At 43.6% G+C, this 25,603-nt stretch carries 13 protein-coding genes; 3 read left to right on the forward strand and 10 right to left on the reverse strand.

Annotated elements, in window-relative coordinates:
* Nucleotides 1-2,404 precede the first annotated feature (2,404 nt).
* Complete coding sequence (locus tag F6K49_RS03275) at nt 2,405-2,896, forward strand: hypothetical protein (RefSeq protein ID WP_293064365.1); 492 nt, start codon at nt 2,405-2,407, stop codon at nt 2,894-2,896.
* Nucleotides 2,897-3,187: 291 nt separating this feature from the next.
* On the opposite strand, the gene F6K49_RS03280 is transcribed toward F6K49_RS03275, so the two are convergent.
* The 4 genes from F6K49_RS03280 to F6K49_RS03295 all read right to left on the reverse strand — a co-directional run bounded on the left by F6K49_RS03280 (nt 3,188) and on the right by F6K49_RS03295 (nt 11,737).
* Nucleotides 3,188-6,319 carry a hybrid sensor histidine kinase/response regulator gene (locus tag F6K49_RS03280; protein WP_293094168.1) on the reverse strand — a complete coding sequence of 1,044 codons (3,132 nt, stop codon included), beginning with the start codon at nt 6,317-6,319 and terminating at the stop codon, nt 3,188-3,190.
* A gap of 47 nt (nt 6,320-6,366) precedes the next feature.
* On the reverse strand, nt 6,367-9,768 hold the full coding sequence (locus F6K49_RS03285; RefSeq protein ID WP_293094171.1) for a GAF domain-containing protein: 3,402 nt from the start codon (nt 9,766-9,768) through the stop codon (nt 6,367-6,369).
* Between the two features lie 134 nt (nt 9,769-9,902).
* Entirely contained in the window at nt 9,903-10,436 is a 534-nt protein-coding gene (locus F6K49_RS03290; protein WP_075898296.1) for a chemotaxis protein CheW, read from the reverse strand.
* Nucleotides 10,437-10,666: 230 nt separating this feature from the next.
* A complete protein-coding gene (locus F6K49_RS03295; protein ID WP_293047221.1) occupies nt 10,667-11,737 on the reverse strand; it encodes a response regulator in 1,071 nt (356 codons plus the stop codon).
* A 1,320-nt stretch (nt 11,738-13,057) separates the two neighbouring features.
* Here F6K49_RS03295 and F6K49_RS03300 point away from each other — a divergent pair.
* On the forward strand, nt 13,058-14,353 hold the full coding sequence (locus F6K49_RS03300) for a glycosyltransferase (RefSeq protein WP_293094174.1): 1,296 nt from the start codon (nt 13,058-13,060) through the stop codon (nt 14,351-14,353).
* A gap of 120 nt (nt 14,354-14,473) precedes the next feature.
* Complete coding sequence (locus tag F6K49_RS03305; RefSeq protein WP_293017539.1) at nt 14,474-15,799, forward strand: glycosyltransferase; 1,326 nt, start codon at nt 14,474-14,476, stop codon at nt 15,797-15,799.
* A gap of 442 nt (nt 15,800-16,241) precedes the next feature.
* Here F6K49_RS03305 and F6K49_RS03310 read toward each other — a convergent pair whose 3' ends face one another.
* From F6K49_RS03310 to F6K49_RS03340, 6 genes are all read right to left on the reverse strand, one after another.
* The gene (locus F6K49_RS03310; RefSeq protein ID WP_293094177.1) at nt 16,242-17,267 is read right to left on the reverse strand and encodes a sulfotransferase; all 1,026 of its coding nucleotides are present in this window, start codon (nt 17,265-17,267) and stop codon (nt 16,242-16,244) included.
* 98 nt (nt 17,268-17,365) lie between these two features.
* Entirely contained in the window at nt 17,366-18,481 is a 1,116-nt protein-coding gene (locus tag F6K49_RS03315; RefSeq protein WP_293094180.1) for a sulfotransferase, read from the reverse strand.
* A 111-nt stretch (nt 18,482-18,592) separates the two neighbouring features.
* Entirely contained in the window at nt 18,593-19,630 is a 1,038-nt protein-coding gene (locus F6K49_RS03320) for a class I SAM-dependent methyltransferase (RefSeq protein WP_293064386.1), read from the reverse strand.
* Nucleotides 19,627-20,223 (reverse strand): isoprenylcysteine carboxylmethyltransferase family protein, encoded by a 597-nt coding sequence (locus tag F6K49_RS03325; RefSeq protein WP_293064388.1) that lies wholly within the window; start codon nt 20,221-20,223, stop codon nt 19,627-19,629. The genes F6K49_RS03320 and F6K49_RS03325 overlap by 4 nt, the downstream gene beginning before the upstream one ends.
* A 10-nt stretch (nt 20,224-20,233) precedes the next feature.
* Entirely contained in the window at nt 20,234-21,355 is a 1,122-nt protein-coding gene (locus F6K49_RS03330; RefSeq protein WP_293064391.1) for a 3-oxoacyl-[acyl-carrier-protein] synthase III C-terminal domain-containing protein, read from the reverse strand.
* 313 nt (nt 21,356-21,668) lie between these two features.
* A complete protein-coding gene (locus F6K49_RS03340) occupies nt 21,669-25,595 on the reverse strand; it encodes an alpha/beta fold hydrolase (RefSeq protein ID WP_364300855.1) in 3,927 nt (1,308 codons plus the stop codon).
* Nucleotides 25,596-25,603: the final 8 nt, after the last annotated feature.

Genomic DNA, 25,603 nt, shown 5'->3' on the forward strand with positions numbered 1-25,603 from the left:
TGATCAAATAATAATCCACTTTTCCAAGTGTACAAAGTTATCAGTGATTTAAAATTAACAACCCCACCTAACCTAACGGTTAAGTGAGGTGCATTTCCTAAAAGCTGTTTGACCCGGTGGGTGGAATGGGCACCTTTACAAAAGCGATGCAGCTTCTTCGGTGTTGCTGATTATGGGTATGGTTTCGCCCCCCTAGCCCCCCAATTCTGGGCAGGGCTGTTTCAAACTTTAGTAAGTTAACGATTATTGGAGATAGGGGGATAGGGGGATAGGGGGATAGGGAAATAAACTAAAATTTCCCGAAAAATGCCCAAATTTAGTCATTAAAATCTTACGAATTAACCGCCTTCAATCAACTCAAATCACTAACAATTTGTTAACGGCCTTGGTGTAAGGGAACGATAAATTTGCCCAAAATCCCGAGTANGCAAAAAGTTGCTGACTGTGATTCAATTCTCTTTCCCTATTGGGCCTCAGGTCCGTTAGATTTGGAGCGACTGATCCCCGTCATCAGCTCAGGATTGGCAATTGTGGTAGAGGGGGGGGATCCATCTCTCCGGAATCCCTCTACCTTTGCAGGGGCAAGTTGCTCCCATCAGGATCTTCTCCGTCTATCTGAGCAAATTCTCCTGTCTCGGACTCCTGCAAGCGCACCTGCCATATTTATTTGTTTAGGGCACCAGCTTGCGGCTCAGGCTCACATCAGCCTGATTCGTCGGGCAGTCAGGGAAGTGTTAGCTCTAGATGTTTTGGAGGGGGATGGCAATGGCAAGGCTTTGAGGGCTTTACAACGTATCTGTCAAGAAATCCAGGCAGTAGGGCAATCCCTGGTCATCAAGAAGCGGGATGGCCGTGTGGTGGCAGACAATTGGGAGCATCAGGAGTTTGCGGTGGCTCACAACGAAGCAAAAGAGATTGGTGATCGCCAGCTGCGGCAGTATGAATCCCCTGACCATGAGACCTCCGGTGTTCCTGAGGCACTGATTGTTGCCCATGAGATTACCGCTGATGAGCACGAAGGGGTGATTGATACGTCGATTGCCTATGAGCATGAACTCAACATTGCAATGTTTCATTCGGACGAGGTGAACGAAGAGGCAATCTTATTTGCAAACTGGGCGTATCGGTTAATTCATGATGCTCTCATTCCCAGCCGTCACATTGTGGCGAATAGTGCTTTGTCTTGGCTTATCCAGCTCCCTGATGCTGTTGAAATTTTGTGCTCGACGGCGGATGATGATGATGAGGTGTTGACAGAGTGTTCTGCCACTTGCATCAATTACAGAGATTTTGAAAGTAAAACCGTTCGGCGATCGTTTACCTGTCAGTTTCATCCGGAATTGCTGGCAGATCTGCGGGTGGTGGGTTTGCGGCAGCCCCCTTCCTATGAAGAGCTGAAGCAGGATGATGGGGTACGGCTATTTGCACGTTTGTTGTATGCCGGGATGCAAGAATAGCGATCGCAATTTTACAGGCACAGAGTTAGATTGGTGTGTTAGAGGCAGCATAACGCGCCCTAAGGGAGGCCGATCGAGCTGAAAAAGGGGTGGCTGTTTAATTAGTAAAGTGTTAGGTTTCTTTTGATAGTGGCTAAAACGAACATGAACCAGGTAGCGGTACCTGGTTCATGGCTATACTTATTCAACAAAATATCTAGCTAGGGTTTACACAGTCTTACAGCCGACGCTCAACAAAAAAGTATATTCCTCCATTACTTACTTTCCTGAGTGGTTTGGCTTTTGATGTTTTAGCAGTTTGGCTAGCCTAAAGATACTGAACAAAGATGCTTCAGATCATTACCACTAGCTAGTTAAAACATCTACCAATTAGGGCTAGACATGGTTTCAGTTGTCTAGGGTAGGTGGTAATTAAACTCAATTACTCCCATTCATGCTGATTTAACGCCTACCTTACCCTACATGTCTTGTTAATCTCTACGACTAAGTTTTTAGGGCTGTAAGTTCTTCAGGACAGGAGGCACAGTCCTGAATTCCGATTGGTTTGTGTGCCTATGATTAATGTATCAACTTGGCTGAACTTTTGGTAGACTCTGTTCAGAGAAATTTGCTAAACTTAAAATTTGTTTAAAAAGCCTATGAATTCGTAACGTTCGAGAAATCCTATAGGACTTACGGCGCAAACCCGTTTATTGAGGGTCATTACACCGATTTCAGCCTTTGACTTATAAGAGAAACCTGGTTTTAAGGGTCTTGCTGTGTAAGCCCTGTACTAATTATTGATTCGAGAATATCCCACCCTCAGTAACTCTTCCGCAATCCAATTTGAGCCTAGGTATAGGGATAAATGGGTAAATTAGGGCATGGGATGATATGGATTTTTTTTTTGATTTATATGTTAAGCATTTTGTTAGCTTGCATTACTTGACAAATCCTTTAGATCTGATGTGCATTCTGTATTTTTTGCTACTATACTCGAAGAAAATCTTAGAGCTGACTTAGGGATTAAAAAGACTCTGATGAAGAAGTTGTTAATTACGCTATTGGTAGCACTGTGCTTGGTTACAACACTATTTCTAACCAGCCCTGCCACTGCACTAGCTAAAACTACACTTTACCCAGGTGAAGAACTCAAAAGAGGTGATTTCATAACCTCTCCGAATGGTCAATACAAGTTCATTCAGCAAGAAGATGGAAACCTCGTTCTCTACAACGGTTCTGGACTCCCTTTGTGGGCTAACGGGCAACATGGCAAAGCAGTGAGTAGAACCATCATGCAGGATGATGGCAATTTTGTTACCTATGGATACCCTGAGGCACTTTGGTCTTCTGGTACTAGTGGGAGTCTAGGTGCTTACCTCATGCTCCAGGATGATGGCAACATTGTAATTTATCAGCCCCATCCCGATCCAATATGGACTACTAATACTGTTGAGTAAATCACTTATTAATATGAGGGGTGTCACCCCTCATAAAATCTGCTATATTGTGATTATGTAGATGCACCCTGATGATCAAGAGAGCTTGAAGACGGCTCTCTTATTTTTTTTTAGGGAAAGGGATCGATGCAGGAGATCTCAAAAGCTGTGTGTACTCATTCAAAAACAACGGAAAACAAACAACGCAAAATAAACAACGCAAAATAAACAACGCAAAACTAGCGAATGCGATTGGCCTAAGGCCACGCTTCGCGATCGCATACTCTGTCGGACATGATCTTACCAGCAATATTAAATCAATACGTCTTCTACCATAATTTCATTTAAAGTTTTCAATAACTCCCGCTCATTGTAAGGCTTATAAAAATAGGCAGATGCCCCTAAAGTCATAGCTAGTTGGCGATGCTTAGAGCCACTCCGGGAGGTGAGCATAATAATGGGTAAAGTCTTTAAGCTCGGCTCTACTTTGACCCGAGTTAAAAAGCCGTAGCCATCCAGCCGGGGCATTTCGATGTCACAAATAATGGCTTTCACCTCTAATCCCCGAAGCAGTTTTTCTATCCCATCCTGACCATCTTTGGCATGTTCTACAATATACCCAGCTTTTTCTAACCCCAATGCCAACATCCGGCGCACGTTAATCGAGTCATCAATGATTAAGATGGTGTCTTTGGTACTTGGTTGTATACCGATTGAGGGAGGTTGTTGCTCCACAAATCCCTTTGAGGTGGAGCAAAGTTGTGGGGATAAACTCTCTAGGTTACTGGTGCGCTGACAACTGATTATCCAGCGTACCATGGCATTGGGGTCTACCAGGGGAACCACTCGACCGTTGCCGAGAATGGTACAGCCGCTAAATCCATCAGGTAACCCTAGGGTTCCTTCTACTTGACGCACGGTGACTTCTCGCTCTCCCCAGGAGCGGTCTACACACAGGCCGATTAATTGCTCGGCTTGATTGATAATTAGAATAGTAGGTTCATTAATGCTCGGGGTTTCTTCTAGGGTGGTGACCCGACGGCGACAGTAAAATTTCAGCCACTTTTTCAGGCGAATCAGGGAGACCATTTTCCCTTGCCAGTTGATGACTTCGTTGCCTAGGGTAGTTAAGATTTGCTGGGATTTGAGCATCAGCATCTCTTGAATCACGTCGATGGGAAATGCCAATAGCATGCCGTTACTTTCCACTAACAGGATGCGTGCTACCGATAGGGTAAAGGGGACGGTGAGGGTAAAGGTCGTTCCCCAACCCGGTTGGGTATCGACTCGGATATCCCCCCGGATTTGCTTGAGGTTGTTGCGCACTACATCCATCCCCACACCACGACCAGATAGGTCGGTGACTTGATCAGCGGTACTAAATCCGGGTTCAAAAATCAGGGACAGCAATTCCTGGTCACTGGCGCTGGCGAGCAGCTCCTGGTCTAATCCCATTTCCTCTGCTCTGGCTCGGATTTTGCTTAAATTAATGCCTTTGCCATCATCACGGAGGGTAAGCTGGGTCTGGTTCCCCCTGTGGATGGCTTTGATTTCAATAGTTCCCTTTGGCGGTTTCCCCATAGCCTGACGGGTGCTAGGGTCTTCAATGCCATGGTCAAAGGCATTGCGCAATAAATGCATTAGCGGGTCACTCAGGGTTTCCAGGATGGTGCGGTCAATCAGGGTACCTTTCCCCACTACCTTCAGTTCTACTTGTTTGCCATGCTCGACACACAAATCCCGCAAAGCTCGGGAAAATCGTCCCACTAAATCAGATAAGGGACGCATCCGAACCTGAGTCAGATTGGTTTGCAGCTGCTTGGCAGTTTTGTTTAATTCATGGGCAATGCTATCAGTATCGTCTAGGGTCAATTCCAAGTCGCTGGTGACTTCTTCGATTTGAACAATGGTTTCCATCACCTCCCTTGATAGCAGGTGCAAGTCGCTGTAGGAATCCATCTCTAAGGCATCAAACCCTTGAACAGTAATAGCTAGGGAAGCAGGGGAAGTGTCAGAAGCGGCGGGAGAAGATACGGAAGATGGCAGGAAAAGTCCATCGGATTTGCTGGTTTCCCCATCCCCCTGTCTTGCTGTCATTCCTCTTGGGGTGGCAATCTGGTCATAAGATGTGCGGAGCTTGTGATTGGAGGCTTCGAGAATCTTGACCCTGCGGCTGAGGTTGTCTACTAGGGTGCGCAGTCGTCCCAGTTGCAGCGAAAGACCATTGCGCTCGATAGTCAGTTCTCCAAACAAGTCATTGAGTCGATCCAACTGTCGCACAGGAATGCGCACAGTATTTTCCTGGTGTGGGTCTTTTGAGGAGTCTTCCTGATTGTTCTCCCTCAGGAAGATGGGTTCAGGGGAAGGGGGGGAAGACAAGGGAGGGGGAGAAGACAAGGCAGAGGGGGAAGACAAGGCAGAGGGGGAAGAGATATGGAGATTGCTATCCACCCATTGAAATACGTTTACTTCCCCTTGGTCTTGCTGGTCTGGCTGGTCTGGCTGGTCTGGCTGGTCTGGCTGGTCTGGCTGGTCTGGCTGGTCTGGCTGGTCTTCCTGGTATGCCTCATCCCCTTGTCCGACTAGTTCTGGCTGATCGGTTTCCAATTCCCCAACTAATATAGCTTCCTCTGCCACCCCTGGCTCTGTAGCTTCTCCTTCATTCTCCTGAAACTCCCTAGCTTCGAGGCGGCGGGGTAAATGAGTTAGTTGACCAACAAGTACCAAAGCCTGGGATTGCCGCCACACCATTAGAGCTTGTTGGGCGATCGCTTCCACTTGGTCTGGGGCAGCTTCTAGCTGGTGATTGATGTCTTCGCACAACTGGCTAAAAGCCTCGAGCTGCAGCATTTCGCCTAACCCGCCTAATTCTTGAGCCATGATGGACACTTCTTCTAGCAAGCAGGGCTTTTCGGGGTCTGCTAACACCCCTTCTAGGCGAGCTAGACACCCTTCCACTTCTGTTTCAAACAGCATGGCAGTCACATTAGTGCCATCCTCTGCTCCTAGCATAGTGCTAGCATCATCTGCGACCGGGTCCCCTAGAATCTCGTGAAGTTGATCAAATACTGGGTTAGCTATGGTTTCTAGCCAGTGGGAGTCTATCCGATTCCCCTGGCGGTTGATATCGAGTACCTGGCGCAGACAGTCTACCCCCTGTAGGAGTAGACTTTCGAGTTGGTTTTCGATTGCGATCGCATTTTTCTTAGCCTTGAGAACTTTAAATGAATCCTCTAAGCGGTGAGTTAGGTGACTCAAGGTGCCATATCCCATCATCCCAGCTCCCCCTTTGACAGAATGAACCGCTCGCAGAATCCCATCCATTTTCTGACTATCAATGGGAGCGCTGGCTAAACCCAGCAGCACCGATTCAATGGTATCTAAGTATTCCTTTGCCTCTTCCAGAAACTGTAGCTGAATTTCCAGTTCTTTGTCCTGTGACATGTGTAGTGGTTAGTGGTTAGTGGTTAGTGGTTAGTGGTCAGTGGTCATTAGTCATAATTCTGATCAACTTTAAACTTGCCAACCGATGTTTGTAATTCTTCAGCAATACTGACAGTGTCTTGGAGGGAGTGGGAGATATGTTCTGTTGACTGGTAGGTGCGTTCTGAGATTTGGGCAATGTCTTTCATTACGTTTGTCACAGCGCTTGAGGTTTCCGCTTGGGAAACGGTGGCTTGGGATATGGATTGAATGAATTGGTCGATTTGGGTGGAGACGTTCAGGATTTCACCAAAACTGTCTTTGGCTTCTTGAACTAGATAGGTACCTTCGACCACTTGGGTAGTACCCAGTTCCATCGCTTCCACCACTTCGGAGGTGCCTTGTTGGATGTTGTCTACAATTTGTTCAATTTCTTTAGTGGCGGTGGCGGCGCGAGCAGCGAGTTCCCCAACTTCTTCGGCAACCACGGCAAATCCTTGCCCCTCTTCCCCAGCCCGGGCGGCTTCTATGCCAGCGTTGATCGACAATAGGTTGGTTTGCAGAGCAATTTGATTAATAAATGCCACCACTTGGGAAATTTGCTGGGAGGATTCCCCAAGGCGCTTGACTTTTTTGGCAGTTTCTGCTATTGTGTCTCTCAAAATTAGAATACTGGCAACAGAGCGCTCAATAGCGTGGGTGCCGCTTTGGGCGGTGTTGGCAGCGGTATGAGCCACGGCAGCGGCTTGGCGGGCGTTAGAAGCTACCTCTTGAATAGAACGACTCATTTGAGCCACAGAATCTAGGGTGTTGGTGATTTCCTGGGTTTGTTGGAGAGCGGCTTCAGACAGTTGATGAATAGCTCCAGCATTGTCCCCAACGGACTGGTTTACCTCAGTGGCAGCAGTTTTGACTTGGGTAACAATCCTTCGTAGACTTTCGATGACGGCATTGAAGAAGTCAGCCACAGTGCCAATTTCCCCACTGAGGATCTCAGCCCTTACCGTGAGGTCACCTTGGGCAGCTCCTTCCACTTTATTGACCAGTTCTAACAGTTGCAACTGTAGGGCTTCCCGTTGTTGCTGTTGCTCCTGGGAAACTACTTCCGCAGCAATGCGGGCTTGTTTGAGCTGCTCTACTAGCTTGGCTTGCTCAAGGGCAAAGCCCAATTGAATGGCCATCTGCCTGAAAAAGTTGATGTCTGATTCTTCCCAATGCCGGGTACCGGAACACTGATGGGCGACCAACAGTCCCAGTAATTTGTCCTCTGCTAAGATGGGGGCGACTAGGTGAGCTTTGACTTTAAACGGTTCAAGTTGACCCAAATAACAATCACTCAAGCCGGCCTGGTAAATGTTATCCAAGGCACTAACTCTACCCTGCTGATACTTTTCCACATATTGGTGGGCAAAGCAGGGGTCAGCAATTTCTGCTCCTAGGGATTTCGGCCAGCCATGACCCACGGATTCGGCGACAATGGTTCCTTGGGCTATTTCGTCAAACAGATAGACTAGAACTCGGTCGGTTTTCAGAGCTTCTCGGATGCCACTGGTGGCTGACTGGTAGATTTCCTCGACTGTGAAGGATTGCCGGATACGGGAGGTAATCTCAATGACTTGCCCAGCTCGATCGGCTTCAGCGGTTTTCACTGTGGCGAGAGTGGCACCGCTTAAAGCTAGTCCTAAGTGGGTGGCTAATTCCTGTAGAAAGTCAATCTCATCGGTGCGCCATACCCGAGTCCTAGAACACTGATGAGCTACCAATAAGCCAATTAGATTATCGACCCCCACAATCGGGACAACCAGATTTGCCTTCACTTGCAGTCGGTTCAACAACTGCATATGGCCCGAGGAATATTTCTCTGCTTGGACATCACTGGTGGGCACAACCCTGCCCTTGCGGTAGGCTTCCAGCAATTTTCTGGGAATACAAGCATCGGTGATTTCGTTGGCGATCGCTTTTGGCCAAGGGGAGTCTACCGCTTCAGCCACAATGGTTCCCCGATAGCCTGGGTCAAAATAATAGATCACCACCCGCTCGGCAGCTAACTTTTCCTTAGCAGCATTAACCACTAAATCAAAGGCATGGGCTTTTTCATCAGGTTTGGCAGCATGGGTGACAACATCAGCAAATAACTGGGCCTTGTTTAGGGAAGCTTGTTGGTTAGCAACTAGGGTCTGTAGCTGAGATGCCATGCGGTTGATATTTGACCCAAGTACCCCTAGCTCATCAGTTCCCACTAGCTCCAAACGGGTATCCAGTTCCCCTTCGCCGAGGGCTTTCACTGCGTTGGTAGCTGCTAACAGGGGACTGGTCAAACGGTTAGCGAGATAGACAGCTACTGCAGCAACTAATAAGGTGGTCAGGGAGGTTCCGAGGGTCAGGGTCAGGAGTAATTGCCGTTGGGGCAGAAATGCGATCGCATCTGGGGTGGCCATGACTGCTACCCAGGGCAGGTCAGGTAAGTCGTTGATTTTACGAAAGGGGGTATAGGCTAGCAGATCCTGATGCTTTTTGACCTGATCAGATGTGACTAGAGTATTTGGTTTATCAGCAGTTAGCAGTTCTTTGGCGTCCGGGAATACCTTGGTTAGGGGCTGATTAACGATCTTGCTTTGGTTGGAGAGAAAAATTTTACCGTTGGTGGTATTGATTAAGTAAAGTTCTTCGCGATCGCTGCCCATCAGGTTGATCGAATCTTGAAGGTATTGGATGGGCATCCGGGATTGGATAACTGCGACCAGCTTTTGTGTATTTTCGTCAAGTACCGGTGCAGCTAAGTAAAGGGATAACTGACCAGACGCATCCGAGTGTATCGGTTGACTAATCGCCGGTTGTTTGGTCTTGATCACCTGCTCAAAATAAGACCGGGAGCTGGGATTATCTACCGGAGTCTGATTAGATTTGGCAATCACTTTGCCTGTTAAGTCGAAAACAGCTATACTGTCGTAGACTTGGTAAATGTCTTCGTAGCGGTTTAATAATAGGGATTGTCTTTCCGAAAGGGAGCTGGTCTGCTGTTGACTGGAATTAGTAAAAACTGGGAGCGTAGCTAGAACTCGAATATCGGCATAGCGGTCTTGTATGAAGCCCTTGAGGTTGTCTTCTAGGCTAACTACCCTAGCAATGTTATTTTGGGAAATTTCTTGGGTAATAGATTGCTTAGCTAAGTTATAGGCAATAGAGCCAATCAGCAGCACAGGAATAGTGCCTAGGGTGATCAATAATGATGTTACTTTAGTTTTTAAGCTGAGTTTAAGACCCCCAGAGCGTTTGGAACTGCTAGGTGCTTCAGAGGAGCCTATAGGCTCAGCCCCATCCTGAGCCGAGTTTTGGCTTGGTTCTGTGCTAGTCAAATTTATAACTGAGTCCAATTCAGCATGGTGACGATACCTATCTTTGGTTACACCCTGACTAGTTAAATCCTTATTAATTTCATTATATATTGATTTATCAAATTCTTTCACCATAAAAAAGCACCATTACCTGGCTACTAACTTAGTTTTTATAAAAGCATTTATAAATCTATTAAAAAAAAGGATAGTATTAAATTAACAATCAATAATTACCAGCTGCCCTTGAGTTTAAGTTAATTCCCGTTAAATTAGGTGTTGTGTAAAAGGGATGAAGCCATAATTGCCAAACCATCTAGTACTAACAAAATTTCTTGCTCTTGCAAAGCGCATCCCCGTAAGTAGGGAACCAAACCCGATGACACTTGTCCCAGTGGAGATTGAATACAATCGGGTGTTAGTCGCAACACCCCTTCAATGCTTTGGACTGCAACCCCTAAAGACGCTGACTGATTACGGAGCGTCACTATGTTGTACTGTTGAACATTGGTTTCTACGGTCGGTAAACCTAGCATTTGAGCTAGATCAATTACCCACAACACACGAGAACGCCGATTCATCAACCCCTGTACGTACAGAGGCATATTTGGCATGGGGGTCAGACGCTCTTGGGGCAAGACTAGAACTTCCTGGGCTTGATTCATAGATATAACCGCAGGGGTTTGTTCATTTAACAAAAATTTAAGATAAGCATCCCCGATATTATTGTGTTGTTCAGATGCTTTGGTTATACTAGCTAACTGAGACCAGGTCTGGGGGATATTGGCTAGTGCTGACGTGTTCATTAATTCACAAGTAAACCTATGTTAGGAGACCGATCATTGGTGAGTTGATATATAATTGCTGAGTTTGCCAAGATATTGGTTAAGTAAACTCTAACCAATAGACTAACCTATAATAGTAACCTATAACAGAGGGATATGTTTTTATAAAACCACCCTAAATGTCTGAATAAATCAACACCGAATTCAGCTTTTTATCCTTCATAGATATAAAGTAGATAGATACCCAATGATTAGTTGAGATGTTTAAACACTATCTTGAGGAGATCGGATTGGTTAAACGGTTTAGTCAAGTAACCAGATGCTCCAACAAGTTTAGCCTTAGCTCGGTCTAGGAAACCAGTATTGCCAGTTACCATAATAATTGGGGTATGTTTAAAAAGTGAATGCTTTCGTAACAGAGAACATAGCTCATAACCATCTAAGTTTGGCATGGCAACATCGAGTAAAATTAGGTCAGGCTTAATGCGGATAACTTGCATTAATGCCCTAACTGGGTCATTAATCATGACAACAGAGAAACTTTTATCTTCCAAGAAGGAGTTAATGGCATTTAAAACACTTGTACTATCATCAATGCAAGCAATCTTGTAAGTTTTACTGGTAGACGTTGGTTGTTGATTAACCGAGGTATGATGCTGAAATCTCTGCTCTAATGGAGCCGAGTTATTTAGAGAGGATTCGTGAATTGAGTTCAATGGTGTAGAATTTCCGATTGGGACTACAGAATGAGAGCTATAGGGATTATTCACTGGCTTTGATTGAGAAGAGGCCTGATTTTGTAACTGTTCGTAACAGTGTTCAACAATTGTGCGAAGGTCAAGCCTACAAAATTTAGGCAAATCCTCAGATGGGTTAGTCTCAAGTAATTGGTAGGTTCCTTCTTTCTCTGACAGCAGAGAACCTATTACCTCTTCAGCCAATTCTTCGATTAGACTTGCTGCCTGAACGGAATTCAGATAATGTTGATTGACCAACCAACAAATTGCTTGGTAATCTGAAGGATAACTTGAAGTACTGTTTAAGTTGGCTTCAAAGAGCAGACGAACCTGAACCCGAACGGCACTAACAAGGGTAGTAATTCTACGACTTAGACGAGATAAGTAATGGTCTAGGCGATCAAAGGGGTTGATGGAGTTTGAGGCATAGATTAATTTACCATTTTCTAGATAGATTGACCAAGAAACTGAACCACTAGATACTTGTAAACATCCATTGGCATGACGACTGGATAATTGAGCCAATAAGGAAAGGGGGTTTAGTTTTTTATCATGCCTGTAGCTATTGATGTAGGTGGAGTTCATTTTTATCTAATCCGCTGTAAATCAATTGATGAAAAAAATCAATACTAATGATTGATTGACTTGGCGTAATAGTTAGCTACATCCTAGCTAGGGTAGATTCCGTAAAGTTTTATTGAAGTGAAATTATTTTTTTAACTAAAAATCGATTTTCCAAACAAATAACAGCCATACCCTAACTAAAACTGTACAATAGGTTATGTGACTAGTAAAGATTACCTAATCAACTTAGGTAGTAGCTGCTTCCCTGAATTTGATATCTCAGAAATGAATGGGAGCTGAGATTCAAAAATTAAACGGTTTTAAGTTATTTGAAAAAAAATGAGGGGTGGATTCTCATTTGCATTGCACCATGACATCCAAGAGTGAAGGGTAACTATAGTCAGCTTGCATACACCCTCTAGGGACAGAAAAACTTTCCCAATACTAGATTAACCAAAAATTCACTCGTTGTCAATTATCATAACAAGATTGTGTATCATCTGTGTAAAGCTTACATAAATAGTTTTTACAATGGATGAAGTTAGTGTAATTACTGAGTGAGTATTTAGTGGCTGGTAGAGAATATTACCAAACAATAGGTCATGGTAAAAGTCTCGTAATTTATCCTGATAGTCGGCAGTACTACCGTAATCAATAAGAAGCTTAGCTAAAATGCCTTGACGATTTGGCTAATGAAATTAACAACAAGTTAGTTAATATAACCAAAATTGCACTTGTCAATAGCATTATTTTAAAGTTATAATCGATGGAGCTCGAATAAAGTGTTACACACTTAATTTGAAAACTGAAGTCGGACTTGCCGTAGGCAAGTCGAAGAAAGCGTCTACGTTTATATAGCCCCTATATAACCCTACTATGCACGGGTTTGGGAGGCTAGTGCAAGATATATATTAGTATACTACTATAGTAATTACTTTGTGTGATTGCCAGCAAAGACTTGCTTTCCATCAACAGGGTGATTTGATCAAGACGTTTCCCGCTCTACAGGGAGACGCCAAAAAATAGTTAGCTTAGACAAGAGGTTACTGCTGCAGTCTATCCTAGGAGTAATTGTCCCCCACTCTAGGAATAACGTTAGGAATAAACTTATCTCGATGCTAGCTACCGTTAACAATTAACAATCAGCGCTAGGAATGCTGCGGAAGCAGTTTGTACAGCCATATCTTGTCGTTTTATCGATTGGTTAGACAAGTATCGGAACCTATTCATCCCTTACAAAGCTAGTTTAGGGTATATTTGAGCTGAATTTTTGATCAAGTCCCATTAAATCCCGCTATAGCTATAAACTCCATTAAAAACGTTTTTTGCTGATCAAATATCATGACTCATTTTGGCATCATTTGTCCTCCTGCTTCTAGTCATCTTAACCTGATGACTACTTTAGGTTACGAACTGAAACAGCGTGGTCATCGCGTCACCGTATTAGGAATTGAAGATGTTCAAGAAAAAGTTCTAGCTGCAGGATTAGAATTTCAGGTTATTGGCAAGTCTGATTTTCCCAAAGGAACAACGAAAGACATATTTACTAAACTAGGTAATCTCAGTGGAATTAAGGCATTTAAGTATACAATCAATTCGTTTGTAAATGTAGCCAAAATGTCTCTTAGGGATGCCCCAGAAGTAATTAAAACAGCAGGTATAGAGCTATTGTTAGTCGATCAAGCTTCTCCAGAAGGAGGAACTATCGCTGACTATCTAGACATTCCTTTTGTTAGTGTATCCAGTTCCTTAATTTTCAATCGAGAAATAAGTGTTCCTCCCGTTATGACGTCCTGGAATTATGACCCTTCATGGCGGGGAATTCTACGGAATAGACTAGGTTATGTACTGGTTTATTTTATGAGTAAGTCTCTGCGAAAAGTTATTGGTTATCATCGTAAAAAATGGAATTTATCTTCCTATAATAATGTGAATGAACAGTATTCCCAATTGGCTCAAATTAGTCAAGAGCCTCCTGAACTTGAATTTCCCAGAAAAGAACTACCATCTTGTTTTCATTTCACAGGTCCGTATCATTATTCAAATTCAGCTAGTCGAGAATCAATTCCCTTTCCCTATGATAAATTAACTGGACAACCCTTAATATATGCTTCGATGGGAACGTTACAAAATCAGCTCCTCTCGATTTTTTCAATGATTGCAGAAGCTTGTGTGGGATTAGATGCGCAATTAGTCATTGGTTTAGGTGGGGGTACTAGTCCAGAATCTTTGCCAGAATTGCCGGTAAATCCGATAGTTGTTGGCTATGCACCTCAATTAGAACTCTTAAAAAAAGCCACTCTAACTATCACTCACGGCGGGACGAATACTGTCATAGAATCGTTGACTAATGGAGTACCAATGGTAGCTATTCCCATTACTAACGATCAACCAGGAGTGGCGGCGCGGATCGCTTGGACAGGAACAGGGGAAGTAATACCTTTGGGAAAAGTCAGGGTGGAGAAGTTACAAAAGGCTATCAAACGAGTCTTAACCGAAGATTCCTATAAAAAGAATGCTTTGAGGCTACAAGAGGCAATTACACGAGCAGGGGGAGTGAGTCGAGCTGCTGATATTATCGAGCAGGTTGTTGCTACAGGTAAACCCGTTATTTCTGAGATCACTACCCAACATTGATATACTATTGACTATGGCGATATCGACGAAATATATACTACTATAAATCGTAATAAATCACTAATTAAACACGATTAATTAGTATTAATTATACATTATTATAGTTTTTTATAAAATAAAATGACTCATATTGGCATCATTTGTCCTGCTACTTCTGGTCATCTTAATCCTATGACTACTTTAGGTTACGAACTGAAACAGCGTGGTCATCGCGTCACCGTATTAGGAATTGAAGATGCTCAACCAAAAGTTCTAGCCGCAGGATTAGAATTTCAAGTGATTGGCAAGTCGGATTTTCCCAAAGGAACAACAAAAGACGTATTTATTAAACTAGCTAATCTGAGTGGATTTAAGGCATTTCAGTATACAATGAATAGGATGGTCAATGTAGCAAAAATATTTCTTCGAGATGCTCCAGAAGTAATTAAAGCAGCAGGTATAGACCTATTGTTAGTCGATCAAGTTTCTCCAGAAGGAGGAACTATTGCTGAGTATCTAGACATTCCTTTTATTAGTGTATGCAGTGCCTTAATGCTGAATCGGGAAATAAGTGTTCCTCCCTGTATAACCTACTGGAATTATGACCCTTCATGGTGGGGAATTCTACGTAACAGAGTGGCTTATGCACTGCTTTCTATTATAGTGATCAAATCTATGCGAAAAGTTGTTGATCAGTATCGTAAGCAGTGGAATTTATATCCCTATCATAATCCCAATCACAGCTATTCCCAGTTGGCTCAACTAAGTCAACAACCTGCTGAATTTGAATTTCCTAGAACAGAACTACCGTCTTGTTTTCATTTCACAGGGCCTTATAGTAATCCAGGGAGTCGAGAACCTGCGCCTTTTCCTTATGAAAAGTTGACTGGACAACCATTAATTTATGCTTCTATGGGAACTTTACAAAATCGGCTTCTCTGGGTTTTTCAAATGATTGCAGAAGCTTGTGTGGGATTAGATGCTCAATTAGTGATTGCTTTAGGTGGGAGTGCTAGTCCAGAATCTTTGCCAGAATTGCCCGGAAATCCCATAGTTGTTGGCTATGCACCTCAATTAGAACTCTTACAAAAAGCCACTCTTACCATCACTCACGCAGGAATGAATACGACTCTAGAATCATTGAGTAATGGGGTACCAATGGTAGCTATTCCCATTACCAACGATCAACCAGGAGTGGCGGCGCGGATCGCTTGGACAGGAACAGGGGAGGTAATACCTTTGGGAAAAGTCAGAGTGGAGAAGTTACAAAAGGCTATCAAACGAGTCTTAACCGAAAATTCCTATAAAAAGAATGCTTTGAGGCTACAAGAGGGAATTAGACGAGCAGGGGGAGTGAGTCGAGCTGCTGATATTATCGAACAGGTTGTTGCTACAGGTAAACCAGTTTTTGTTTCAACAAAACCAAAAGTATTGAATCTAGGAATAAGAGATTACCAAAATCCCTGATGCTTAATGGGGCAAAAAACTCCTGAAAGTATTGTTACGAGGAAGGGTTAAATTTAAGCTAAAAAGTTTACCCTATATAGCGTTTATCGTAGCTATGAAGTACACATTATTTTGTGCCTATTCCCTCTTTCCTCTTTTTTATTCTCTGCTCCCGTCTTGATGCAGCGGTGCATCGCTGCATCGCTGCTCCCTGCTCCCTGCTCCCTGCTCCCTAAAACCTTAAGTGCGACCCGTGGCTAATTTAATTAGCCACGGGTCGCACCTCATAAATTTGTATATCAAAAGTTGTATAGTTGCTATATATATTAGCACTATTTCTGTCGCAAATTCTCGCGCTTAGTCCCATTAGGTAGTTTTCGTAGAGTGTTGGTAAAATTTTAAATAGGTAGGTCTTTTGGCAAATTAGAGACCTATCTTTTTAGACTACACAATGCTATTAGCTTTACATACCCAATATTTCAGCATATTTTTTTGCCTCTTTATAACCTTCCGCATATGAACCTGATATTTCCCTCATGTAAGGTTCTAACTTCTGGAAAATTTTATCATATTTTTTGGTGACTTCTGGCAATAAGTTTATGGGACGTGGTTCGATGACGCTTTCATAATCAAAATTTGATTTTGATTTTAATTTTAGAAAATCTAGACTCTTTAAAATGGTAGTTTTAGGGGCATCACATAGTTGTTCGTATGTGATATAAATATAGTCTGTTTTTGGTAAGTAAATAATATTATTGAAGTAGTAATGATGGAATTGAACAGTCTTTTGAGTAACTTTGCTTAATGCGAAGTTAAAGTAAGGTGAATATAAAATTCGAGAGATTAAATGTCGAAGCGGTTGGTTTAATATATTTCTGTAATCTCTGGAAATTAGAGCAGTGTATTCGCACCTAGTAGATAACATCAGACGTATGGCTTTTAGTTTAGAATTGATTATATGAATCGGATTACGGTGAATGAAAATAAACTTAGCTGCCGGAAAAACACTCTTCACATACATATAATTTGGAAAATCCCATGGATTCTTCAGCAACAGAGGTTTATCTGGATCGGATACCAATTGAATTTTGCGGCATAACTCTTTTAAAATAGGTAAATTATTAGGGTTTAGACCTGCTCTTTTTCCGGTTTTATTATTAATAATAAAACCATACTCTTCTGGTAAATTTGGAGTTACAATTACTTTATCAATAGTGCGATTACTTATCCCCAATGATTTAAAAAGTTGCGCTAATTCTTGAATAGCCTGTTCTTCAGTTTGATTAATATGATTAAACAAAAGCTCATCATATTTCAGGATATGATAAGCTTTGACAAAGTTAAAACACTCCGTCGCCACCAATAGTTTGTATAATAAAGTTGTACCAGACCGATGATCTCCCATAATAAAGATCGGATTAAAATCTACTTTTTGTAGCAAATTTAGGTAAGGTTTGTCAGAAACAGTATTATTAGTTTTAGATTGCATATTCTCTATCAGCCTTATTTCTATGTTTGATAAAAAACTTGGTTACCTGTAGATACCACAAATGTCTTTAAGGGTTTGTGGCTCCCGTTTATTGTTATTTATAGTTTATTGGTGATCTGGTCAAATTTATACTCCTGATAAACAAATGAAAGGTCTTTCATAATCTGCTCTCTTGTTAAGTTAAATTCTTCAAGATTTCTGACACGATGTTTGCGTTTATAGTTTTTCTGTTGTTGCGCTTGTTCTTTGATAGAGTATTTTAATTGCTCGCTGGGATTAATTCCCGTAAAATTAACTATTTCTTCGAAGGCTTTATATAAATCAGATATTAATAAATTATAACGCATAATTCTGACGTTAATTTCTGGTATTTCTTGATTTTTTTTAAGCTTATAAAAATAGCGATAAAGGTCTACATTATAGCGATATCGCCTTTGTTCATATCGTTTTATTTTATCTAGTGGTATATTTTTTATCCCCCATTGGTTATCGATAAAATTTCTATCCAGGGAAAGATGAGAAGGAATTGTTTCGTGAGGTGAACGAACTAAATAGATAAATTTGGCATCTGGAAATATTTCTAGCAATGTTTTAATACGGTGAGTAGAAAAATGAATTTGGGCAATTACTTGTTTTTTCCCTGTGTAATAGATATGCCGCTTTAAACAACTTTCAAAAAATTTTACTGAACTTCGACGACGAGATGCTGGTTGCTGATCATGGAAGCGAAGCTCGGGATGCTCCTGATCATCAAAGGCTAGGGGTGTTGTTAAAAGCACAAATTGAGTATCGGCTTCGTGAAGAAATAATAGTTCTTCTTCTTCTACTTTGTCAAGATAAATTCCATGTCCAATATCATCAGGTATCAGGGAGTTTAGATTGTGTTTAACTAAATAGTCAACCAGAGGTTTAACTAAAATACGAGCTGTAAGTGATGGCACAAAAATATGCCAAGCTTTGAATGTGCTAAATTCTTCTGTCTGGGTTAATACATGATGGAGGAAAGTAGTTCCACTCCGAGGGTGTCCAATGATAAATATCGGTTTCACCACTTTAATGTCACGATACTTAGAAAATAAAATTTCATCTAAAGCCAGGGTTAGTCTAACCAAAATAAAAGCTAAGGGTGGCAAAAATACCCATAAAAAAAACCAGTGGCTGATCCCAAAGGTTTTCCAACAGGAAATAATAATTCTGTAATAAACTTTTAACATGTTTTATGTCCCAATTATGGTAAATAATTTTTATTAAAAATAGACATATATAGCAGTTCTCAATATTTGAGAACTGCTATAATAACTAATTAGTGTGTCTGTGGAACAGGCTTAGGGCTTTACTGCCACCTGTTGACCACTGGCTGGTGTTCGCCGGAACTGAATCGGTTTGCGGGGAACTAAACCTGCCTTTTGTTGCCATTGAGCGATCTCAGAGAACGACCAGTTACTACCAGCAGTGGTCAAGGATAAAAACAAATTCCCCAATCCACCCAGTTGTCCATCTTGTTTGGAAGGAAGTATAGTTTTCTGAACGACGAGATGGCCTCCAGGTCGCAGAGCTTGAGCCAAACGCTGAAATAGCTCAATATTGGTTTGTTCATCAAACTGGTGTACTAGGTTAGCCATAAAGACTAAGTCATAGACATTGGTGCCTAGATCGTCTGTAAGAACATTGCCAGCTTTGTACACCACGCGATCGCCCATGCCTTCCTCGGCAAGAAGCGGTCGTGCATATTCAATCTGCTCAGGTAAATCGAGGATGACCGCTTCAAGGTCAGGGTAGCGGCGGCAGAGGGTTACTGAAAAATAGCCGTGAGAGCCACCAACATCTAGCATATTCTGAGCACGAGTTGGTACAGGTGTGTATTGAACTACCTCAGGAGCAGCTAGGCTAGCGATTGAGCGCAGACCCCGATGATAAAGTTGGCAGTGATGGGGGGTCATTTTATCCTGAGATTCCAGAGGCTCTCCAGTGCGGATGAACTCTTCTAAGTGGGTCAGCCATTCCCAGGCCAAAACCCGGCTAATGGTGAAATCGTAAAGTGACGACTCATTCTCACTTAGTAGCCATTTACGGGCAACTACAGCCAAGCTATAGGACTCCCCCTCTTTGGCAAGGTAATTTGTAGCAACAAGAGCATCTAAAAGCTGGCTTAAGGCATGCTTGTTGAGATTACACCGCTCAGCAATCTCTTGGGCGGAAAGTGAACTTGAGCCTATGGCTTCAAATACACCTAGCTCTGTTGCTGCTATGATAGATCGAGCTAGAATCAGGCAAGCTTGAGTTTCAATCGCAGGTTGGGGTACTTGCCCCAAGGCAAGGGCACTCTTTTCGAGCAAGTTTTCAGGATTAATACCAACTCTCATCTAGAACTATTAGCTCCTTTAATAAATCCAATGACTGGAATAAAACGGGGTCGATTGGCAAAGACATCAGCATAGTTGGTGTCTTCGCTTAAGGCTTGTTCTTCAGTGTGAATACGCCGACTCATTAATAGAGCATTAGCGATGCTGAAAACGATAGTGGTGAAATAAGCAGTATGGATCAGGGGTAAAGCGGCGATTTCCAGAATTACTCCTAGCCAATTGGGATGCTTTAGGTAAAGGTAAATTCCTGAGTTAACTACAGGGTTGTCTGGGAAGGTGATGATCGCAAGAGTCCAACGCTTTTTTAGCGATCGCATTGATAAATACCGCAAGCCTTGACCAGCTACAGTAAGCATCAGTGCGATCGCTGCCAATCCTGGCATAAAAGGGCGGTTGAACCACCAAACCTCGTTAATCATTGCTGCAAACCAGCTCACCTGCAATACTTTTACTATCCAAAGAGAATTTGAGCCATATTCTCGTCCTCCGTTAGTAAGCAAGTATGTTGCATTCTGTTTGCTGATACGAAGTTCAATCAGTCGCTGTAAAATCACCGCAACTACAATAAGCGTGAAGAGAACCTTAGTAATCATGGAGCGCTTCCTACCATTGCAATAGCAGAATTTCTTGGGAGAAACCTGGTCCCATTGCGACCATCAAGCCATAACTACCTGGACTCGGCTGCTCTTGAGATAAGACTTCATTAAGCATATAGAGCACAGTGGATGAAGACATATTGCCAATTTTTTCTAGGGTGTCCCAGCTAAGCTGTACTGCTTCCTGAGTCAGTCCAAATTCCTCTTGTATAGTTTTAATTACCTTCGGTCCACCTGGATGCACAATCCAGGTGGATATATCATCTGTTGATAAGTTATGCTTGTTCAGCAGTGGGTCAATCACCTCTCGCAGTCCTCCTTTGAGATGGTCAGACACTTCAGGTCTGAGAATATTCTTGAACCCGGTATCGGCAATATCCATTCCCATCAAGTGAGTGGTATTGGGAAGCAACATTGAGGCAATATCAATTACCCGAGGTTGACCTGGCTTGGCTAAGGGATGATCGCGACCTACCATTAAGACTGCTCCCATCCCATCAGCAAACAGTGCAGCAGTAACGATAGAGCAAATGATTTCGCTGTACAGAGAGGGGTCGTCTGGTAGTTTAGAAATCATTGTTTGCAATTCCATTTGCAACGAACCCTGCCACAGAGTAGAGGAGAGTTCACCAGCAAAGAAAATTGCAGCATCCTTGGGGTGTCCCTCTAGGTACTCTGTCACTCGCGCTATACCTGCTGCTCCACCCATACAGCCATAGCCAAACATTGGTAGTCGTTTAATGTACCGTGAGAAAGGAATGCGATTCATTAACCGAGCTTCCAGGGAGGGAACCGAAATGGTTAGTGTAGAGGAAGCGATTAATCCGATCTCCTCGGGGTCGATGCCGGTTGAAGATAACAATGACCCCACAGTTTTTTCAAAGTTATCGAGAGCAAGGTTTATAGACCGCTCAGCAGTGACTCCGGGAGTCGATGGGTCAAAGAAGAAATCTAGGGAGTGGGTGAAATAACGGCCTTTGATATTGACATTGGTGAAAAAGCGGTCGATGGTATCTAGATCAAAATCTAGATTCATCGCGATGCAAAACTTTTTGACCGCTGTGGCTAGCACTTCTTGAGGATAGTAGTGCTCGGGAAAGGTGAAGGCAGTACCAGCAATAACAGGCATGATAATTTTAGTCTTAAATAGCTTAAAAGTTAGTGGGTTTAAAGTTAGTTGTTTTAAGGTTGCAAGTTAGTCGGTTTTTCGCGTAGCGTGGCCTTTTTGCCAAGGTTGAAAGATTTTGCTGCTTTGTCAAAATAGTGGTTAGTGGTTAGTAATTAGTAGTGAGTAGTTAGTAGTTAGCACTTAGATTAGGAAGATTGTTATTCTTTGTTCTGAGGAATAGTATCTCGGTGGTAGCCTACTCTGGATCAGGGAGTAGGATTTGACACTATCCCATCAGCCCATCAGCCCATCAGCCCATCAGCCCATCACCCCATCACTCCATCACCTTGACAAGTTGGCTAAGTTGGGTAGCGATCGCTTCCAATAAAAGCTGGTCATGGCTCTTCAGGAAGAAGTGGTCGCCGGGAAACATTTGCATGGTGAAGTCTCTCTGGGTCTGCTTGCGCCAAGCCTCAAGTTGCGAATCACTGACTTTGGGGTCGGATTTGCCACCAAACACCGTGATTGGGCAATCGAGGGGATCTGCACTGGAGTAGAAGTAAGTTTCCAAAATCGCAAAGTCTGCTCGCAACACCGGGAGGAATAGGTCCATCAGCTCAGGGTTTTGTAATGTTTCCTCTGGTGTTCCATTTAAACGACCTAGTGAGTCGATAAACTCATCATCAGGCAGTCGATGGATGGGTAGATTCAGATCCGGTACCTGAGGAGCAGGGCTTGCAGAAACAAATAGGTGAACTGGGCTCGGTAAATTCTGTTTGCGTAACTCACGGGCAAGCTCAAAGCTGATTAACCCTCCTAAACTGTGACCGAAAAAGGCAAAAGGAATGTCTAAGTAAGAACGCAAAACAGGTGTGAGCGCCTTAATCAAAGCTGAGAGGCGAGTAAATGGCTCTTCTTCGAGTCGGTTCTCTCGCCCAGGCAGTTGAATTGAACAAACCTCAATGTCTGGTGGTAGAAATTCTAACCAAGAGCGGAAAATAGAAGCACCAGCTCCGGCATAGGGAAAGCAAAATAGACGTAGTTTTGCGTGAGGATTCAGCTTTGGACGGGTGACCCAAAGATTGGCTTGAGCTACTACCTTCTCGGAAGAGGTGATTGTCCCTGAAGACTCATTAGTTGAATCCATTGAGTCCGTACTGCTTGGTTTGCCTTCAGTTCCTTCATTAGGTGATGAGTTGGCTTCTTTAACAACCAGCAGAAGAACTTGGGTGATAAAATCTTCAATGCTCAAACCAATGAAGTATTCTAGAGGGACAAGCACCTCTAGATCAGTCTCAATTTGATTCCTGAGCTCAACACCCACTATGGAGTCAAGTCCTATGCTATGAAGGGGCTGCTGTAAGTCCAGTTGGCTGACACCAATTCCCATAACCCTGGCTAATAATTCTGTCAAGTAAGACCCCAACAGTCCGTGGCGTTCTTCTGGTTCTGCTGCCAGCAATTTAGCGCGGGTTAGACTTGGCTTAGCTTCTGGTGCGACACCATCATTAGGGGTCGATTTCCCATTAAGTTCTGATGGCATGCTCACGGTTAGGGTTACCCCTGAACTCTCCTGTTCAGTTGAGTTAGGAACTACATCCAACCAGTAACGCGATCGCTGCCAAGGATAAGAGGGCAAGGAAACACACTGACCCCCAGATGGATAGCGTCGGCTCCAGTCTACTGAGTAGCCCTGGGTGTAGAGAGTACCCAAAGAACCCAACATAACTGCTGTTTCCGGTTGCTGTCGCCGTAGAGAAGGCAATACTGTTCCGTTTTTGTCTGAGTTTTTCAGACACTGGGAGATATTTATCCCTAGGACTGGGTGGGGGCTAATCTCTACAAATAGATTATGCTTAGTCTTGATCAGTTTATCAATGGCAGCGGCAAAATGCACGGGCTCTCTGATATTGCGTCCCCAGTAGGCAGCATCAAAATTTTCACCCTCATGAGCTAGACCTGTAACGGTTGAGATGATTGGAATAGATGCAGTTTGAGGTGTAATTCCTTGAAGCGATCGCACTAATTGATCTTGATACGGCTCCATCTGGGGACTGTGGAAAGCATAATTCACCCGCATCATCTTACAGAAAATCTGTCGCTGCTCAAGGGACTCAAGCACTTCTTCCAGGGCTGCTGCTTCACCTGATAGAACCAGTGAGGTAGGACTATTGATGGCAGCAATAGACAGACGACCGGCATACTTAGCTAAGAGTTCTTCTGCCTCAGCTACGGACAACTCCACAGCTGCCATTTTCCCAAAACCTGTTCCCTGCTGCATTAAGCGAGCACGGTGGAAAACAACTTCTACTGCATCCTCCAAGCTAAGAGCTCCCGCAACATGAGCTGCTGCTACTTCTCCCACGCTATGCCCGATAATGGCATTGGGTTCTATTCCCCAAGACCGCCACAAAGTAGCTAAAGCGACTTGCAAGGCAAAAATAGCTGGCTGGGCAATCTCAGTTTCTGCCAAGCGGGATGTTGACTCATTAGCAGTCAGTTCTTCCAGCAGTGACCAGTTGGCATAAGAACGTAGCAGCTGATCGCACTTCTCTATAGTGGACGAAAAGACCGGTTCAGTAGATAATAATTCACGCCCCATCCCCCACCATTGGGGTCCTTGACCAGAAAAGACAAAAACTAGCTTAGGACGCCGGTTCCGTTGCTTACGACCCCAAGACAGACCAGAGTAAGTTTCTCCAGAGCAAAATGCTTTAAGGCCCTCAGTCAGTTCCTCACAGTTTTGAAATACCAGGGACAAACGGTGGTCATGATTAGAACGTCGTACACTAGCTGTATAACAAATGTCTGATAATGAGGCAGTGCTACCAGACGCTGCTGGTGTTACGAGTTTCTGATACTGCTGAGCTAAAGCTATGAGAGCTTCTGGACTGCGAGCAGATAAGGGAAGCAGATAAGGTGACGAGGAGATCTCAGGAGAAACAACTGTGTTTTTCTCCAACTCCTCATCCCCTTGGGCAGCTTGCTCTAGAATGATATGGGCGTTAGTTCCGCCAAAACCAAAGGAACTCAAGCCAGCCAAAGCTAGACCATCGGTTTCCGGCCAAGGGGTCAGGCTTTGCTGTACCTGAAGCAGAAGTTTGTCGAAGGCAATATAGGGATTCGCTGTTTGGAAATGCAGGCTCGGTGGTATCTTGCCATGATGTAACGATAGCGCTACCTTAATTAGACCAGCAATGCCAGCGGCAGATTCTAGATGACCGATATTGGTTTTAGCGGAACCGATAATACAGGGGTTGTCCGGAGAACGGTCTTGACTCAACACAGCCCCTAGTGCTTCCGCCTCAATTGGGTCTCCTAGGGGAGTGCCTGTACCGTGAGCTTCGACATAGTCAATTTGAGCTGGTGCCACTCCAGCATTTGCCAAGGCTTGGCGGATAACTGCTTCTTGAGACGGACCATTGGGAGCGGTAAGTCCGTTGCTACGGCCATCTTGGTTAAGGGCTGAACCCTTGATCAGAGCAATGATATTGTCATTGTCTCTAATCGCATCCTCCAGACGTTTGAGTACTACAACACCACAGCCTTCTCCCCGGACATAACCGTTGGCTCTAGCATCAAAAGTTTTACAACGCCCATCTGTAGCCATCATTTGTGCCTGAGAGAAAATGATGGTCAACTGTGGAGACAGCAGCAGATTAACTCCACCCGCCAAGGCTAAATTAGACTCTCCACTCTGCAGACTTTGACAGGCAAGATGTACAGCCACCAATGAAGAGGAACAGGCTGTGTCAATCGCCATACTCGGTCCTCGAAAATCAAATAAGTAGGAGAGGCGGTTAGCAGCAATACTTAAAGCATTGCCAGTCCCCATGTAGGCATTGATGGCATTATACCCTCCTTCCTGAAAGCGCTGGTGGTAATCACCGGCAGAAATACCAACAAAAACACCTGTGTTACTGTGGGCTAGTTTTTCTAATACCTGCCCAGAATTTTCCAGAGCTTCCCAAGCTACCTCTAGCAAAAGTCGCTGCTGCGGGTCGATATAAACTGTCTCTCTCGGAGTAATTCCAAAAAATTGGGGGTCAAATTGATCTACTTGTTCTAAAAAGCCACCCCACCGAGTACTCATTTTTCCTGGAGTACCAGGTTTAGGATCGTAGAACGCATCGATATCCCACCGATCGGCTGGTACTTCTGTAATGGCATCTACCCCGTTACATAGGAGCCGCCAATACTCCTCCGGGTTTCTGGCACCAGGAAAACGACAACCTAGACCAATAATTGCGATCGCATCCATTTCTTAAC

It is taken from the genome of Moorena sp. SIO3I6, assembly GCF_010672095.1.

Bases quoted from the DNA above. Each gene is read 5' to 3' on its own strand.
- F6K49_RS03280 (WP_293094168.1), bottom strand. From the start codon at position 6,319: ATGTCACAGGACAAAGAACTGGAAATTCAGCTACAGTTTCTGGAAGAG.
- F6K49_RS03285 (WP_293094171.1), bottom strand. From the start codon at position 9,768: ATGGTGAAAGAATTTGATAAATCAATATATAATGAAATTAATAAGGAT.
- F6K49_RS03290 (WP_075898296.1), bottom strand. From the start codon at position 10,436: ATGAACACGTCAGCACTAGCCAATATCCCCCAGACCTGGTCTCAGTTA.
- F6K49_RS03295 (WP_293047221.1), bottom strand. From the start codon at position 11,737: ATGAACTCCACCTACATCAATAGCTACAGGCATGATAAAAAACTAAAC.
- F6K49_RS03300 (WP_293094174.1), top strand. From the start codon at position 13,058: ATGACTCATTTTGGCATCATTTGTCCTCCTGCTTCTAGTCATCTTAAC.
- F6K49_RS03305 (WP_293017539.1), top strand. From the start codon at position 14,474: ATGACTCATATTGGCATCATTTGTCCTGCTACTTCTGGTCATCTTAAT.
- F6K49_RS03310 (WP_293094177.1), bottom strand. From the start codon at position 17,267: ATGCAATCTAAAACTAATAATACTGTTTCTGACAAACCTTACCTAAAT.
- F6K49_RS03315 (WP_293094180.1), bottom strand. From the start codon at position 18,481: ATGTTAAAAGTTTATTACAGAATTATTATTTCCTGTTGGAAAACCTTT.
- F6K49_RS03320 (WP_293064386.1), bottom strand. From the start codon at position 19,630: ATGAGAGTTGGTATTAATCCTGAAAACTTGCTCGAAAAGAGTGCCCTT.
- F6K49_RS03325 (WP_293064388.1), bottom strand. From the start codon at position 20,223: ATGATTACTAAGGTTCTCTTCACGCTTATTGTAGTTGCGGTGATTTTA.
- F6K49_RS03330 (WP_293064391.1), bottom strand. From the start codon at position 21,355: ATGCCTGTTATTGCTGGTACTGCCTTCACCTTTCCCGAGCACTACTAT.
- F6K49_RS03340 (WP_364300855.1), bottom strand. From the start codon at position 25,595: ATGGATGCGATCGCAATTATTGGTCTAGGTTGTCGTTTTCCTGGTGCC.